17 protein-coding genes are annotated in these 14,329 nt (G+C 59.2%); 9 read left to right on the forward strand and 8 right to left on the reverse strand.

Features of this window, described 5'->3' with window-relative positions; all coding sequences use genetic code 11:
* Positions 1 to 20: 20 nt before the first annotated feature.
* Genes AC2FEE_RS16825 through AC2FEE_RS16850 form a run of 6 tightly spaced genes read left to right on the forward strand, consistent with a single transcriptional unit; the run spans position 21 to position 4,707 of the window.
* Entirely contained in the window at positions 21 to 1,739 is a 1,719-nt protein-coding gene (locus AC2FEE_RS16825) for an ATP-binding protein (RefSeq protein ID WP_496866471.1), read from the forward strand.
* A gap of 4 nt (positions 1,740 to 1,743) precedes the next feature.
* The gene (locus AC2FEE_RS16830) at positions 1,744 to 2,214 is read left to right on the forward strand and encodes an HPr kinase/phosphorylase (RefSeq protein ID WP_496866472.1); all 471 of its coding nucleotides are present in this window, start codon (positions 1,744 to 1,746) and stop codon (positions 2,212 to 2,214) included.
* Positions 2,211 to 3,092 (forward strand): RNase adapter RapZ, encoded by an 882-nt coding sequence (rapZ, locus tag AC2FEE_RS16835; protein ID WP_496866473.1) that lies wholly within the window; start codon positions 2,211 to 2,213, stop codon positions 3,090 to 3,092. The genes AC2FEE_RS16830 and rapZ overlap by 4 nt, the downstream gene beginning before the upstream one ends.
* The gene (locus tag AC2FEE_RS16840) at positions 3,089 to 3,496 is read left to right on the forward strand and encodes a PTS sugar transporter subunit IIA (protein ID WP_480594582.1); all 408 of its coding nucleotides are present in this window, start codon (positions 3,089 to 3,091) and stop codon (positions 3,494 to 3,496) included. Before rapZ ends, AC2FEE_RS16840 begins: the two co-directional genes overlap by 4 nt.
* A 2-nt stretch (positions 3,497 to 3,498) precedes the next feature.
* Positions 3,499 to 3,768, forward strand: coding sequence for an HPr family phosphocarrier protein (locus tag AC2FEE_RS16845; protein WP_170328297.1), 270 nt, complete (start codon positions 3,499 to 3,501; stop codon positions 3,766 to 3,768).
* 39 nt (positions 3,769 to 3,807) lie between these two features.
* Positions 3,808 to 4,707 (forward strand): lysophospholipid acyltransferase family protein, encoded by a 900-nt coding sequence (locus AC2FEE_RS16850; RefSeq protein ID WP_496866474.1) that lies wholly within the window; start codon positions 3,808 to 3,810, stop codon positions 4,705 to 4,707.
* A gap of 73 nt (positions 4,708 to 4,780) precedes the next feature.
* Here the strand turns inward: AC2FEE_RS16850 and AC2FEE_RS16855 are convergent, their stop codons facing one another.
* Positions 4,781 to 5,656 carry a 3-hydroxybutyryl-CoA dehydrogenase gene (locus AC2FEE_RS16855; protein ID WP_170328295.1) on the reverse strand — a complete coding sequence of 292 codons (876 nt, stop codon included), beginning with the start codon at positions 5,654 to 5,656 and terminating at the stop codon, positions 4,781 to 4,783.
* Positions 5,657 to 5,818: 162 nt separating this feature from the next.
* On the opposite strand from AC2FEE_RS16855, the gene AC2FEE_RS16860 reads away from it, so the two are divergent.
* Positions 5,819 to 6,628, forward strand: a complete 810-nt coding sequence (locus tag AC2FEE_RS16860) for a DUF6473 family protein (RefSeq protein ID WP_496866475.1) — start codon at positions 5,819 to 5,821, stop codon at positions 6,626 to 6,628.
* Between the two features lie 59 nt (positions 6,629 to 6,687).
* Here the strand turns inward: AC2FEE_RS16860 and AC2FEE_RS16865 are convergent, their stop codons facing one another.
* The 6 genes from AC2FEE_RS16865 to AC2FEE_RS16890 form a co-directional block, all read right to left on the reverse strand.
* Positions 6,688 to 7,617, reverse strand: coding sequence for an electron transfer flavoprotein subunit alpha/FixB family protein (locus tag AC2FEE_RS16865; protein ID WP_480594585.1), 930 nt, complete (start codon positions 7,615 to 7,617; stop codon positions 6,688 to 6,690).
* Positions 7,617 to 8,375 (reverse strand): electron transfer flavoprotein subunit beta/FixA family protein, encoded by a 759-nt coding sequence (locus AC2FEE_RS16870; RefSeq protein ID WP_496866476.1) that lies wholly within the window; start codon positions 8,373 to 8,375, stop codon positions 7,617 to 7,619. Before AC2FEE_RS16870 ends, AC2FEE_RS16865 begins: the two co-directional genes overlap by 1 nt.
* Positions 8,376 to 8,537: 162 nt before the next feature.
* Positions 8,538 to 9,110: a cob(I)yrinic acid a,c-diamide adenosyltransferase gene (locus tag AC2FEE_RS16875; RefSeq protein ID WP_496866477.1), complete on the reverse strand. Its 573-nt coding sequence runs from the start codon at positions 9,108 to 9,110 to the stop codon at positions 8,538 to 8,540.
* Positions 9,111 to 9,314: a twin transmembrane helix small protein gene (locus tag AC2FEE_RS16880; RefSeq protein WP_496866478.1), complete on the reverse strand. Its 204-nt coding sequence runs from the start codon at positions 9,312 to 9,314 to the stop codon at positions 9,111 to 9,113.
* Positions 9,315 to 9,394: 80 nt separating this feature from the next.
* Positions 9,395 to 10,222, reverse strand: coding sequence for an SDR family NAD(P)-dependent oxidoreductase (locus tag AC2FEE_RS16885; protein ID WP_496866479.1), 828 nt, complete (start codon positions 10,220 to 10,222; stop codon positions 9,395 to 9,397).
* Between the two features lie 69 nt (positions 10,223 to 10,291).
* Entirely contained in the window at positions 10,292 to 10,900 is a 609-nt protein-coding gene (locus AC2FEE_RS16890; RefSeq protein WP_496866480.1) for an SH3 domain-containing protein, read from the reverse strand.
* A 200-nt stretch (positions 10,901 to 11,100) separates the two neighbouring features.
* Here AC2FEE_RS16890 and parC point away from each other — a divergent pair, with 200 nt between their 5' ends.
* Together parC and AC2FEE_RS16900 are read left to right on the forward strand one after the other, a co-directional pair.
* Complete coding sequence (gene parC, locus AC2FEE_RS16895) at positions 11,101 to 13,449, forward strand: DNA topoisomerase IV subunit A (RefSeq protein WP_496866481.1); 2,349 nt, start codon at positions 11,101 to 11,103, stop codon at positions 13,447 to 13,449.
* 96 nt (positions 13,450 to 13,545) lie between these two features.
* The gene (locus AC2FEE_RS16900; RefSeq protein ID WP_480594591.1) at positions 13,546 to 14,139 is read left to right on the forward strand and encodes a hypothetical protein; all 594 of its coding nucleotides are present in this window, start codon (positions 13,546 to 13,548) and stop codon (positions 14,137 to 14,139) included.
* Here the strand turns inward: AC2FEE_RS16900 and AC2FEE_RS16905 are convergent.
* Positions 14,136 to 14,329 (reverse strand): hypothetical protein (locus tag AC2FEE_RS16905; protein ID WP_496866482.1); only part of this gene is annotated, 194 nt, incomplete at its 5' end. The genes AC2FEE_RS16900 and AC2FEE_RS16905 overlap by 4 nt on opposite strands.

The following is a 14,329-nucleotide window of genomic DNA, read 5'->3' on the forward strand; positions in this document are numbered from 1 at the left end:
AAAAAGGGTAACCGGATCTGGTGCGCGATACGGAACAAGCCATCGAAGTAAGGGACGGTGATGTCGTTCTGGGGGATGATTGGGTCATCCCGCAGGATCCGGAGTCGGCCGAGCTGCGCGCCTCGCGTCGTCGGCGCAACCTGTTTTCGTTGCGCGGCTCTCCGCTGGCACGGAAGATCATCACCTTAAACCTGATCGCGTTGGTGATCCTTGTCACCGGGTTGCTTTATCTTGACGATTCCCGTGAGGAGCAGGTTCAGCAGACCGCGCGCAACCTGATTGGGGATGCGCAACTGGTCAGCAACGTGTTCGAGGCCCAGTTGCGTCAGAATCAGGCCGCGGGCTCTTCGGAAACGGCGGCGCTGAACGTGAAAGACACGCTTGCGGGCCTCAGCCTTCCTGACGGGGGGGAGGTCTTTGTCTATGACAGTGGTGGCACCCTGATCGGCTGGACTCGGGGGGCATCGGCCTCATCGCAAATGCCGGTTCTTCTCAGGTCTGAATCTGAGGTTCAGACCGGCAGCACACTGATCAGCGACGCGCTGAATGCGGTCTGGACCGGTTTGTCACGGGTTTTTGCGGGCGGGGTCGACACTGATGCACCGACCCTTGCTCAAAGGGTGCAGGAAATCATTCCACAAGCGCTGCAGGGTCAGATGCAGGTGCAGGCCGTGCAGGACGATATGGGTAAAACCGTCATCGTTGGCGCTGCACCAATCCTGCTGGACGCAGAGCCGGTAGGAGCTGTAGCCATGGCTGGCCCTGCTGGTGAGATCGACGCGCTGGCTCGTCGCGAACAGGAACGCATTCTTCAGATGTTTGTCGTGGCGCTGCTGGTGTCTATCGGGCTTAGCCTAGTGCTGGCCTCGACCATCGCCAACCCGCTGGCCGATCTGGCCGCCGCTGCCGAAATGGGCAAGGACCGAGGCGCCGGGGTCAATCCGGGCCGCATCCGCATCCCCGATCTCAGTGCACGCCCGGATGAGATCGGACGCCTCAGCCGCGCACTGCGAGGAATGGTGACGGCCCTTTACAATCGTATTGATGCTAACGAACAGTTCGCGGCTGATGTGGCACACGAGATCAAGAACCCGCTGGCCAGTCTGCAATCGGCGGTGGGTACTCTGCGCATGGTCAAGCGCGACGATCAGCGCGACAAGCTGCTGGGCGTGATCGAACATGACGTGCGGCGGCTAGACCGTCTGGTCAGTGATATCTCGAACGCGTCCCGGCTGGATGCCGAACTTGTCAAGGAAGAGGAGCAGTCTTTTGATCTGCTCAAACTGTTGGGCAATATCAGCCAGTTTCTCGGGGAGGACGCCCGCGCCAAAGGCATCGACTATATCACCGACCTGCCGTCCAAGCCGATCACAATCAACGGGCTCGAAGCGCGCCTTGCGCAGGTTTTTGTAAACCTGATCACCAACGCGATTTCCTTCTGCGAAGAAAGCGACGCTATCCGGGTGTGGGTGCGGCGGCGTGAAAACCGCGTTCTGATCGTGGTCGAGGATACTGGCCCTGGCATTCCGGAGCAGGCGCTGACCAAAATTTTCAAGCGGTTCTATTCGCAGCGCCCGGCCGAGCATTTCGGCAACAACTCGGGTCTTGGGCTGGCGATCTCGAAACAGATTGTCGAGGCGCATGGCGGCGTGATCTGGGCCGAGAACATCCGCCCGACCGAAGCGGACATCACGTCGGATCCGCAAGGCGCGCGTTTCGTCGTGGGTCTGCCTGTGTAAGCGTATGTGCTGCCAGGCCCTCGAGGGCATCCAGCATCAGGACACTGCCATACTCCACGCCACATGTGTTGCCGTAGAAGGGCGGGGCGCGCTGATCTTGGGGCGATCGGGGGCAGGGAAATCGGCGTTGGCACTGCAGATGCTGGGGCTTGGGGCTTCGTTGGTTGGCGACGACCGGATAGACCTGCGTATGGTCGGTGAGGGGGTCATGGCTGATGCGGCCCCGAATCTGCGCGGGTTGATTGAGGCGCGCGGCATTGGCTTGCTTCGCGCGCAGTCTGCGGGGGAGGTGTCGGTCAGTTATGTGGTGGACCTTGATCAGAGCGAACTGGCACGTCTGCCGGAACCGGCAAAAACCGTAGTGCTTAGGCAAACTGTCCCCTTGCTTCGGGCGGCGGGTGTGCCCAATTTGGCCGCAGCACTTATGCAATTGTTGAAGATGGGGCGCGTGGACCCGGAATGGCCCAGCACATGACAACGCAACGGCGCATCGTCCTGGTGACCGGCCCCTCGGGCGCGGGCCGTTCGACAGCGATACGTGTTCTTGAAGATCTGGGCTTTGAGGCCATCGATAACTTGCCGATGGGTCTTTTGATGCGCCTGCTGGACGGTCCGCAAAGCGACCGTCCGATGGCGCTGGGCATCGACGCCCGCAACCGTGATTTCTCGACCACCGGCTTTATCGAACTGGCCGTCAGATTGCGGCGGATGGAGCAGGTTGATCTGACGACGCTATATCTGGATTGCAGCGACGACGTGTTGCTGCGGCGGTTCTCGGAAACCCGCCGTCGCCACCCGGTTGCGACCGATGCCAGCCCGGAGACAGGTGTGCGGCAGGAAAAGGAATTGCTGGCCCCGATCCGTGAAATAGCCGATATCCTGATCGACACCAGTCCTTTGAATGTCCACCAACTGCGCGAAGAGGTCGAGCGCTGGTTCGCCCCGCAGGGCGGACGGCATCTGGCGGTGGCTATCGAGTCCTTCTCGTACAAGCGCGGCCTGCCGCGGGGATTGGACATGGTGTTCGACTGTCGGTTTCTGGCCAACCCCTACTGGCGGCCTGAGTTGCGGGCAGAAGATGGTCGAAACCCGGATGTGGCGCGCTATGTTCAGTCGGATACAAACTACGCACCGTTTTATGACCGGGTGGTTGACCTGCTTAAACTCTTGTTGCCGACCTTCAGGGCCGAAGGCAAAGCGCACCTGTCCGTGGCTTTTGGATGTACCGGAGGGCAACACAGATCGGTGGCCATGGCCGAAGCAGTTGCAAAGGCCCTTGCAGAGGAGGGGCAGCAAGTGGCAATTAGGCACCGCGAAATGGAACGTCGATCGTTGAATGTGAGGCCGGATTGATCGGGATTGTACTCGTAGCACATGGTGGACTGGCGCAGGAGTACCTGGCCGCCATGCAGCATGTGGTCGGAAAACAACCTGGCCTCGTTGCCATATCGATCGAACCCGATCACGATCGCGAGGCCAAGCAGGCCGAAATTTGTGCGGCCGCCGACAGCGTGGATGCCGGAGATGGCGTTGTTGTCGTGACCGATCTGTTCGGAGGCAGCCCATCGAATTTGAGTCTGCGAGCCTGTGCGCCGCAGGATCGCCGAATTCTCTACGGTGCAAATCTGCCTATGTTGATAAAACTGGCCAAAACCCGCCACCTGCCCATCGCGGATGCCGTGCGGCAGGCGATGGAGGCTGGACGCAAGTATATCAATGCGCAAAATGTGACGTTGGAAGAAGACCGGATTGATTAAGAATGACCAATCGAAGCTTGAAAATCATCAATGAAAAAGGTCTGCACGCCCGCGCTTCGGCCAAGCTGGTTGAGGTGGTCGAGGGCTTTGACGCACAGGCTGAAGTGTCCAAGGACGGTTTTTCTGCATCGGGCGACAGCATTATGGGCCTTTTGATGTTGGCAGCCTCGCGCGGAACGACTATTGACGTCGAGACGTCCGGACCGGATGCTGAGGCGTTGGCTGATGCTTTGGAAACCCTGGTGAACGACAAGTTCGGGGAAGGGTTCTGATCCCATCGGCCGGGCTACGAAGAACGGGAAGACCAGGAATTGGCGGAAACGACGCACGAGACCAAGACAGGCCCGATTGTGGATGGGACAGCGGATCAGGGCGAAATCTACGACCGTAGAACCCTGACCTATGCGAACTCGTTCGATGATGCCTGGACGTCAACAGCCATTCGCACCATCGAATGGTGCACGGGCAAGCTGACCATCCTGCGCATGGTCAACAAGTTTGAGAAAAAGAACGAATACTATCGCGGCCAGCGGTTCTGGGGCGGTGCGCTCGAGGTCATGGGCATCAACCTGACCACGCCGCAGGAGCAGTTTGCGCGTATCCCGAAAGAAGGCCCCGTGGTCGTAGTGGCAAACCATCCCCACGGTATGGTCGACGGCATGATTCTGGCTGAACTGATCGGTCGCGTGCGCAGCGACTATCGTATTCTGACCCGCTCGGTCCTGACGGGCCTGGACGAAGCCGCCACCTCTTTCATGATCCCGGTGCCCTTCCCCCACGACCCCGAGGCGCAAACCAAGATGCTGGAAATGCGCGGCAAGGCGATGGACCACCTGAAAGAGGGTGGCGTTGTGGCCTTGTTCCCATCGGGGGTGGTGATGTCATCGGATGACTGGTTCGGCCCGGCGCAAGAGCGGGAGTGGAACGTGTTCACCGCCAAGATGATCCGCCGGTCCGGAGCCCGCGTGGTGCCGATCTATTTCCCCGGCAGTAACTCGCGCGCCTATCAGATCGCGAACAAGCTGTCTGCGATCCTGCGGCAGGGGCTTTTGCTGCATGAAATCGTGCGTTCCTGCAACAAACCGCAATCCCCTGTCATCGGTGAACCGATCTCGGACGAGGATATGCAGCTGTTAGAGCGCGACCCGCGCGGCTTCATGGCATGGCTCAGAAAGCACACATTGTCGCTGGGCGAGTCGTTCAAACGCTGAGCCGCTTCATTGTCTAGCTAAAAAGTGCCCGGGGGTGCGCCCGGATGGTAATCGGGCGGGCTGCCCCCCTGCCTTAACGCGTCGGAACCGGAACCTCGCCCCGGTAATCATAGAACCCGCGTTCGGTCTTGCGGCCCAGCCACCCGGCTTCGACATATTTAGTCAGCAGCGGGCAAGGGCGGTACTTGGTGTCGGCCAACCCGTCGTGCAAAACGTTCATGATCGCCAGACAAGTGTCCAGGCCAATAAAATCGGCCAGCTCCAACGGCCCCATCGGGTGGTTCGCACCCAGCTTCATCGACTGGTCGATCGACTGTACATTTCCGACACCTTCGTACAGAGTATAGACCGCCTCGTTGATCATCGGCATCAGGATGCGGTTCACGATAAAGGCGGGGAAATCCTCGGCGCTGGCCGCAGTCTTGCCCAAACGGTCCACCACGGCCTTGCAGGTGCCAAAGGTCTCTTCATCCGTGGCGATGCCGCGGATCAGTTCGACAAGTTGCATCACCGGCACCGGGTTCATGAAATGGAAGCCCATGAACTTTTCCGGCCGGTCCGTACGGCTGGCTAGACGCGTGATCGAGATGGACGAGGTGTTCGAGGTCAGAATCGTGTGCGGTTGCAGATGCGGCTGCAAGTCTTCGAAAATTGCCTGTTTGATCGTCTCACGCTCGGTGGCGGCTTCGATCACCAGATCCGTTTGACCCAGTTCCGGCAGTTGCAGCGTTGTCTTAATCCGCCCCATCGCGGCCTGCATCGCGTCATCCGTGATTTTCCCGCGCGAAGCCTGGCGCGCCATGTTGCCTTCGATCGTCGCCACGGCAGCGTTCAGCGCGTCCTGGTTCACATCCGTGAGCAGGACATCATAGTCCGCCAGCGCAAGAACATGGGCGATACCGTTGCCCATCTGGCCTGCGCCGATCACTCCGACTGATTTTACATCCATTTTCTGATGCCTCTGTGTCTCGGGAATGAAAGGACAGTACCGGCAGATCGGTAGGGGCGGCAAGGGGATCGAACCCATTCAATTTGCTTCAAATGCGCACATTAGCACTTTCTAAAGACATAGGGCTGCAGGATGGCAATCGGGTGAAAATGGGTGAGTGTTATGAGCTATCATCAAGCAGGTCCGGCGGGGGCCGGGCATGACGTATGCCAATACGGTGAATCGCGTCTTTGGTACCGTGGGCCAGAGCGGTCATTGGACACGGCCTACATGGTTTGCGCTGGCGGGGATGAGACCTATGGACGGTTTGTCGAACGCCCCTTTGCGGCGCTTCTCGAAGACAGGCTAGACCGTCGGTGTTTGAATCTGGGCAGTCTGTTCTGCGGGCTGGATGCGCTATGCGGTGACGCGGGCCTATTTTCGCTGCTGAACGGAGCCGAACTGTGCATTCTTCAGGCCCCGGGCGCCCTAAGCCAGTCGAATCATTTCTACCGCGTCCACCCCCGGCGCAATGACCGGGTTCTGGCGCCAACGCGGGATCTGATCGATCTGTACCCCGAGGTGGATTTTGCCGATGTCCATTTCGTGTGCCACCTGATGGGCCTGCTGCAGGGATATCAGGACGCCCGCTTCGAAATTGTCGCCGAAGAGTTGCGCCGAAATTGGGTTCGAAAAGTCAGCGATCTTCTTAGTAGGCTTGAGGCACCGGTCATTCTATTGGGTCTTCGCGTCTTGCAGGATAACGACATTCAGAGGGTTCCGGTCACGGTAACGGCTGAGATGTTGGAGGCCGTTCGACCGCACACTGCCGACTGTGTCGAGGTTGCAGCCTATGTGTCCGGTCAATCTGATGAGCTTGAGGATATGCTGTTCGGTACGCTGCAACAGCCGATGGCCGAGCATATGATTGGCCCGGCAGCGCACAAATCAATCGCCGATGCGCTGGTAGGTCCAATTCGGAACCTGAACTGAAAAAGGCCCGCCAATTGGCGGGCCTTCTAAAATTTTTCACAGAAAACCTAATTCCGTGGTCAACCGAGCTTCTCGGTGAGTTCCGGCACGGCCTGGAACAGGTCTGCGACTAGACCGAAATCGGCGACCTGGAAGATCGGTGCTTCTTCGTCCTTGTTGATCGCAACGATGACCTTCGAGTCTTTCATCCCGGCCAGGTGCTGGATCGCGCCCGAGATGCCGACTGCGACATACAGATCGGGGGCAACAACCTTACCGGTCTGACCCACTTGCCAATCGTTCGGGGCATAGCCCGAGTCGACCGCCGCGCGTGAGGCGCCAACTGCCGCACCCAGCTTGTCGGCCAGGGTTTCGATCAGTTTGAAGTCCTCTTCCGAGCCAACACCGCGGCCGCCGGAGACCACAACGCCAGCCGAGGTCAGCTCCGGACGATCGCTTTCGGCAACCTTGTCCTCGACCCACGACGACAGGCCTTCGGAGCCCGGAACCGAGATGGTCTCAACCGGGGCCGAACCGCCTTCGCCCGCCGCGTCAAAGCTGGCGGTCCGCAGGGTGACAACCTTCTTGGCGTCGTTCGATTTCACCGTCTGGATCGCGTTGCCCGCGTAGATCGGACGTTCGAAGGTCGAACCGTCGACCACGCCGGAGGCATCCGAGATCACCATAACGTCCAGCAGCGCGGCCACGCGCGGCATCACGTTCTTGGCGTCGGTGGTGGCGGGAGCGACGATATGCTCATAGCCATCGGCCAGTGACACGATCAGTGCTGCGGTCGATTCCGCAAGGCGGTGACCCAGCGAGGCGTCTTCGGCGACCAGAACCTTGGATACACCGTCGATCTTGGCAGCGGCCTCACCGGCAGCCGCGGCAGAACCACCTGCGGCCAATACGGTCACGTCGCCCAGTGCCTTCGCGGCGTTTACCGCCTTGGCGGTGGCGTCCAGCGACAGCTCACCATTGTTTACTTCGGCGAGAAGAAGAACAGCCATTACACAGCCCCCGCTTCTTTGAGTTTCCCGACCAGCTCGTCGACCGAGCCCACGATGATGCCTGCGGCGCGTGCCGGCGGCTCTTCGGTTTTGACGATCTCCAGACGCGGCGTGACGTCGACGCCGTAATCGGCGGCGGTTTTCTCATCCAGCGGCTTTTTCTTCGCCTTCATGATGTTGGGCAGCGACGCATAGCGCGGCTCGTTCAGGCGCAGGTCAACGGTGACGATGGTCGGCATCTTGACGCTGATGGTCTGCAGACCGCCGTCCACCTCGCGGGTGATCTTGGCGCTGTCGCCTTCGATGTCCAGCTCGGACGCGAAAGTGCCTTGCGACCAGCCCAGCAGGGCCGACAGCATCTGGCCGGTGGCGTTCATGTCGTTGTCGATCGCCTGCTTGCCCGCCAGAACGATGCCCGGCTGCTCTTCCTCGACCACTTTGGCCAGGATCTTGGCAACGGTCAGCGGCTCGATATCGGTGTGTACGTCATCAGCCGCAACAACCAGGATCGCGCGGTCAGCGCCCATAGCCAGCGCGGTGCGCAGCGTTTCCTGCGCCTGCTTCACGCCGATCGAAACGGCAACAACCTCATCAGCTTTGCCCGCTTCTTTCAGGCGGATCGCTTCTTCCACCGCGATCTCGTCGAACGGGTTCATCGACATTTTGACATTGGCGAGATCGACACCGCTACCGTCCGCTTTCACGCGGACCTTCACATTATAGTCAATCACGCGTTTGACAGGCACGAGTACCTTCATTTTGCGCTTGCTCCTCACAAATAACGGTAAGCCGCGTCGCGACTCCACCAATGCTCTCGGACGTTTCAATAGCGTCTGAATTCGCCCTGCAACAGAGCAAAATCGTCACGTCATGGGCTTGGGACGTCGCGTTTCGTGTTTTTTGACGTTGCGGCCCGAAACTTAGCGGTTTGCGCCCGGAACCCACAGAACGTCTTGTGTGCCGTTTTCATTGGCGCAGCGAGCGGCCACGAAGAACCAGTCGCTCAGGCGGTTGAGGTATTTCACCGCGACTTCGTTCACCGGCTCCATGTTGGTCAGTTCCACTGCCAGCCGCTCGGCCCGGCGTGACACGGTCCGGCACACATGCAGCTGCGCCGCTAGCCGCGATCCACCGGGCAGGATGAAGCTGCGCAACGGTTCCAGTGATTCGTTCATGGTGTCGATTTCAGCCTCAAGCCGATCGATCTGAGAGGCAACGACGCGCAGGGGGGGATAATCAGCCTCGGCGTCCTTTTCCATGTCGGGACGGCAGAAATCGGCACCCAGATCGAACAGATCGTTCTGGATGCGCGACAGGGCGGCATCGACCTCTCCCGCTGCCTCGGTGCGGGCTACGCCAACAAAGGCGTTCAACTCGTCCACGGTGCCATAGGCGGCCACGCGGCCGGAGTATTTCGCAACCCGCTCTCCATTGCCGAGCGCCGTCTTCCCGTCATCGCCGGTGCGGGTGTAAATCTTGTTCAGAACGACCATTTACTGTGCTCCTTGTCCACGCAGCCAGACGTAGAGCACGATCAGCAACACGGCAATGAACTGAAACAGGATGCGCAGTTGCATCATCCTGTTGCTTTTCATCGCGGCGCTTTTGCCGCTTTTGCCGAAGTTCGATATGCCAATCGCCAGCACGACGACCACTGCCGCCATGGCCAACAGCAAAATGACCATCAAAAGGTCCATGGGTGCACCGTCCGCGTTTCTTGTTTCGTTGGTCTATCATCTAGACCCACAGGGCTGAAAAGCGAACGGTTAATTTTGCCTCATACGTCCGAGAGGATGCGGTCGATGGTGCGGGTGGGTAGGATGCGGCGCAGATATCCGGCGATATAGGTGGGCGTTGTCACATAGTACCGCGCCCGGGGGCGTTTCGACCCGACTGCATGGGCCAGCTTGTCAGTGACCGCCGAGGCTGGCAGCTCGAACCGGTCTGGCCCCGAAGATTCGTACAGTCTTTTCAACACGGATGCCTCGTACCGGTCCCGCAGGGCCGAGTTCTGCCAGTTGATGAACCGTTCGAAAAACGGGATTGAGTTTTCGCGGATTTTCGAGGTGATCGGGCCGGGTTCGATCAGGATGACTTTGATGTCAGTGTCGGCCAGTTCAAGACGCAGCGTGTCTGTCAGGCCTTCGACCGCATATTTTGTCGCCACGTAGGCCCCGCGCCATGGGTAAGCCACAAGGCCCAGCACCGAGGAGTTCTGAACGATTCGCCCATGTCCCTGCGCCCGCATGGCCGGGATCACCTGACGGGTCAACTCGTGCCAGCCAAAGAAGTTGGCCTCGAAAATCTGGCGCAGACCCTCTGTCGGCAAGTCCTCGACCGCGCCCGGAAGGCCATGCGCACCGTTGTTGAACAGTGCATCCAGTGTTCCATCCGTAGCCTCGAAAACCTCAGCCAGGCCCGAGGCAATGCTGTCTGCGTCTGTGTAATCTATCCGCGGGCTTTCAAACCCCTGCGCCCGCAGACGGTCGCAATCCCGCTGCTGGCGGCAGGATGCAAACACCCGCCATCCACGTGTGCGCATGCCATGGGCCGCGTCCAGGCCAATGCCCGAAGAACAACCGGTGATAAGAATGGTCTTTTGCATGATCTTCCTGACTTTGAACCTGTCCTTAAGCTATTGCGAGGTTCGGGTCAGGACAATGACAGCACGACGTCAGTTCGAAGTTTTTCGCACCAGCGAGGCAGAAACCCATCCAACCTGTTGCTGCGGCAACACGCGCAGACGCAGCCAGCCGGTGCCGGATTCGCTCAGCACCTCGACCTGCTGGCCGATGGTGGCCTTGCCGATGATCGGATAGATCGTGCCCGGCCCGTCGCGCATGTTCACCCGGGTGCCAGAGATTTCGCGCATGTCCTTCTCCGGTTCGGGCAGGGCAGGTGTTGTCGCCACGTCTTCTTGCGCCTCGTCGGTGATCTGTGTCAGACCGACCACGCCGTCCTCAAGCGAGGCCAGCGTGATGTTGGCGCTTTGATCCTCGAACACCGACAGGGTCGAGAAGGATTCGAGGGTGGCGTCATCCGCCACGAACTCGACCACTTCCTCCACCTCTGATTCCGACTGAATACGCACGGTTGGGATGCGGGCCGCGACATTGGTCACAAGCTCTTCGGCCCTGGTAGGGACTACAGATGGGCTCGGAACTGAGGCGATGCGAACGGGTTGTTCGGCACGCAGGCCGCGCGGTTCGAAATCCGGTCCACCACTCATTACATAAAAGCACCATCCAAGTGCGGCGAAAGTCATAACAATCAGGCGCGTCATGGCGCATCCCCCGGTAATCGTAAGAAACAACAAATAGTCAGCAGTCCAATTTGTTCAGGGTACCATAGTTTCTACCCTGAGTCGAAAAATGGGGGAAATCCGGGGGTTGGCTCCCCTTGTTGCAAAAAGCGCCACTTGTCCCCAGTTAATTATGTGTTGCTTGCTTTACCAAGACGCTCTTGCGGCGTATCACATCATATATGAACGATACGATCGACGACCCCAACATGGAGGCCCCCGACAATGGGGGAGAGATAGCTGAGCCGCTGCGCCGCGCGATTGGTGAACGCTATCTGACCTATGCGCTCAGCACCATCATGCACCGGGCACTGCCGGATGCACGGGATGGTTTGAAGCCTGTGCACCGGCGAATCCTCTACGCGATGCGCGAGCTGCGACTCAGTGCAACCGGAGGTTTCAGGAAGTCTGCGAAGATTTCTGGCGACGTGATGGGCAACTATCACCCACACGGCGACGCCGCAATTTATGACGCGATGGCGCGTCTGGCGCAGGATTTCAATGTCCGCTACCCGTTGGTCGACGGGCAGGGGAACTTTGGCAATATCGACGGCGACAACCCGGCGGCCTCGCGATACACCGAAGCGCGAATGACCATTGTAGCCGAAGCGTTGCTGGAAGGCCTGAACGAAGACGCCGTTGATTTCCGCGACAATTACGACGGCACTCTGAGCGAGCCGGTGGTGCTGCCCGCGCAGTTCCCGAATCTGTTGGCCAACGGCTCCAGCGGCATCGCGGTCGGCATGGCGACGAATATCCCGCCGCACAATATCTCGGAGCTGTGTGACGCTTGCCTGCATCTGATCAAAACGCCCGATGCGCGCGACGACACTCTGCTGAACTACGTGCCGGGCCCGGACTTCCCGACCGGTGGCGTGATTGTTGAGCCGCCCGAGAACATCGCGCAGGCCTATCGTACTGGGCGGGGGTCGTTCCGCCTGCGCTGTAAGTTCGAGGTCGAGGATCTGGGCCGCGGTCAGTGGCAGATCGTGGTCACCGAGATCCCTTATCAGGTTCAGAAATCCAAGCTGATCGAAAAGATCGCGGAACTGATCCAGACCAAGAAAATCCCGATTCTCGCCGATGTCCGGGACGAATCCGCCGATGACATCCGGCTGATCCTCGAGCCGCGGTCAAAGAATGTGGACCCCGAGGTGCTGATGGGCATGCTCTACCGCAACTCGGACCTTGAAGTGCGGTTCAGCCTGAACATGAACGTGCTGATCGACGGCGTGACGCCCAAGGTCTGTTCGATGAAGGAAGTGCTGCGCGCCTTCCTCGATCACCGGCAAGAGGTGCTGCTGCGTCGTTCGCGTCACCGCATGGCAAAGATCGATCATCGGCTAGAGGTGTTGGAGGGCTTTATCGTCGCTTTCCTGAACCTCGACCGTGTCATCGACATCATCCGCTATGACGACGACCCGAAAGCCGCGCTGATGCGCGAGGATTGGGGGATCGACCACATCCGGGCCACAAATGAGGCCGACTACGTCTCGCCCAAGCCGGGTGAGGGCGAGTTGTCCGGGGTTCAGGTCGACGCGATCCTCAACATGCGTCTGCGGTCCTTGCGCCGTCTGGAAGAGATGGAACTGGTTCGTGAGCGCGACGCGCTGATGGAAGAACGTGCCAACCTCGAAGACCTGCTGGCTGATCCGGCCTTGCAATGGGCAAAAATTTCGGAGCAATTGAAAGAGACCAAGAAAACCTTTGGCAAGGATTACGAAGGCGGCGCTCGTCGTACGCAATTTGCAGAAGCTGGTCAGGTTGAGGAAGTTCCGCTTGAGGCGATGATCGACAAGGAGCCGATCACGGTCGTTTGCTCTCAGATGGGGTGGATTCGCGCCATGACCGGCCATATCGACCTGAAACGTGAGTTGAAGTTCAAGGACGGCGACGGCCCGCGTTTCATCTTCCACGCAGAAACTACGGACCGGCTGCTGGTTTTCGCTTCCAATGGGCGGTTTTACACCGTCAGCGCCGCCAACCTGCCGGGCGGGCGTGGCATGGGCGAACCTCTGCGCCTGATGGTCGATTTGCCAAACGAGGCGCAGATCATCGACATCCTGATCCACAAGCCGGGGCGCAAGCTGTTGGTGGCCTCGGATGCGGGTAACGGCTTCACTGTGCCCGAGGATGAAGTGCTGGCCCAGACCCGCAACGGCAAACAGGTGCTGAACGTCAAGGGTGACGAGATGGCGATGATCTGCAAGCCGGTTTCAGGTGACCACGTGGCCGTGGTGTCTCAGAACGGCAAGTTCCTTGTGTTCCCGACAGAAGAATTACCAGAGATGACTCGCGGCAAGGGCGTGCGTTTGCAGAAATACAATATGGCACGCGGACGGCAGGGGACGCTGGAACTGGATGGCGGGTTGTCCGACATCACCACCTTTAATTGGGAAGAGGGCCTGAAATGGTCCATGGGTGGTGACAAAACGCGCCACGAGGCCGATATGACCCAATGGCTGGCAAAGCGTGCCAGCGTCGGGAAAAAACCGCCCTACGGGTTCCCGCGCGACTATAAGTTTTCGTGATCGCGCGCGGGCGTCAGGTAGAAATCTGCCGATATGGCTTGGCACAGGCCGTATCGGTGCGCTAGATCAAAGAAAACAAGCCTATCGAGACGAGACATGTTGCGCATTCTGACCTTGATTACCGGACTGGCCCTGATGGGCGCTTGCACGCAGACGCAGGTATACGAAGAACCTGAGTCGTTGGGCGAGTTCAAGCTGCGCGTCAACTATGCTTTTGCTGACAAGGCGGTTCAGGGCCCGGTGTCGCGCGATGCCACGCCGGATGAATGGACTGAGGCCATTCAGAAAGCCGTCGATATTCGATTGGGTCGTTACGCGGGTGCTCAGGAATACGACGTCGGAATCAGCCTCGAAGGGTATATGCTGGCGCCTCCGGGCATCCCGGTGATCTATAACCCCAAAAGCACGGCGATTGTTCTGGTCAACGTCTATGACGTGAACAAGAAAGAGTTCCTGGCCAAGGGGAAGCAGTTCCAGGTGCTGGAAGACACAACTGGCGGCAGCGCCCTGAAGGGATCGGGTCACGAGCGTACCAAAGAGGAACAAATGAGCGGTCTGGCTCTTAAAGTCGCTGACCGGGTAGAAGAGTGGTTGGCCGAGGAACATGAAGAGAACGGCTGGTTCGACCGGCGTCCAGACCTGATCCAACCGCTCGAATCCGACGTGGTGACGCAAAATCCGGCGTCTTAACCTGCTTTCCACGCAGGATGTGCTTGATTTTCCCCTTTGAACCAAATATCTCGCGCGCGCAGATGTAACCACGGGACCAAGGGTCCCCCAAATCGCAAAAGGGCGCCTGAGGAATGGCAAAGGAAAAGTTTGAGCGTAATAAGCCGCACGTCAACATCGGCACGATTGGCCACGTTGACCACGGCAAGAC

The sequence above is a fragment of the Ruegeria sp. YTSC199 genome, from assembly GCF_059609725.1.

Coding starts and splice junctions, on each gene's coding strand:
- parC (WP_496866481.1), top strand. CDS start 11,101: ATGAACGATACGATCGACGACCCCAACATGGAGGCCCCCGACAATGGG.
- AC2FEE_RS16870 (WP_496866476.1), bottom strand. CDS start 8,375: ATGAAGGTACTCGTGCCTGTCAAACGCGTGATTGACTATAATGTGAAG.
- AC2FEE_RS16900 (WP_480594591.1), top strand. CDS start 13,546: ATGTTGCGCATTCTGACCTTGATTACCGGACTGGCCCTGATGGGCGCT.
- AC2FEE_RS16830 (WP_496866472.1), top strand. CDS start 1,744: ATGTGCTGCCAGGCCCTCGAGGGCATCCAGCATCAGGACACTGCCATA.
- AC2FEE_RS16890 (WP_496866480.1), bottom strand. CDS start 10,900: ATGACGCGCCTGATTGTTATGACTTTCGCCGCACTTGGATGGTGCTTT.
- AC2FEE_RS16885 (WP_496866479.1), bottom strand. CDS start 10,222: ATGCAAAAGACCATTCTTATCACCGGTTGTTCTTCGGGCATTGGCCTG.
- AC2FEE_RS16855 (WP_170328295.1), bottom strand. CDS start 5,656: ATGGATGTAAAATCAGTCGGAGTGATCGGCGCAGGCCAGATGGGCAAC.
- AC2FEE_RS16865 (WP_480594585.1), bottom strand. CDS start 7,617: ATGGCTGTTCTTCTTCTCGCCGAAGTAAACAATGGTGAGCTGTCGCTG.
- rapZ (WP_496866473.1), top strand. CDS start 2,211: ATGACAACGCAACGGCGCATCGTCCTGGTGACCGGCCCCTCGGGCGCG.
- AC2FEE_RS16860 (WP_496866475.1), top strand. CDS start 5,819: ATGAGCTATCATCAAGCAGGTCCGGCGGGGGCCGGGCATGACGTATGC.
- AC2FEE_RS16880 (WP_496866478.1), bottom strand. CDS start 9,314: ATGGACCTTTTGATGGTCATTTTGCTGTTGGCCATGGCGGCAGTGGTC.
- AC2FEE_RS16845 (WP_170328297.1), top strand. CDS start 3,499: ATGACCAATCGAAGCTTGAAAATCATCAATGAAAAAGGTCTGCACGCC.
- AC2FEE_RS16875 (WP_496866477.1), bottom strand. CDS start 9,110: ATGGTCGTTCTGAACAAGATTTACACCCGCACCGGCGATGACGGGAAG.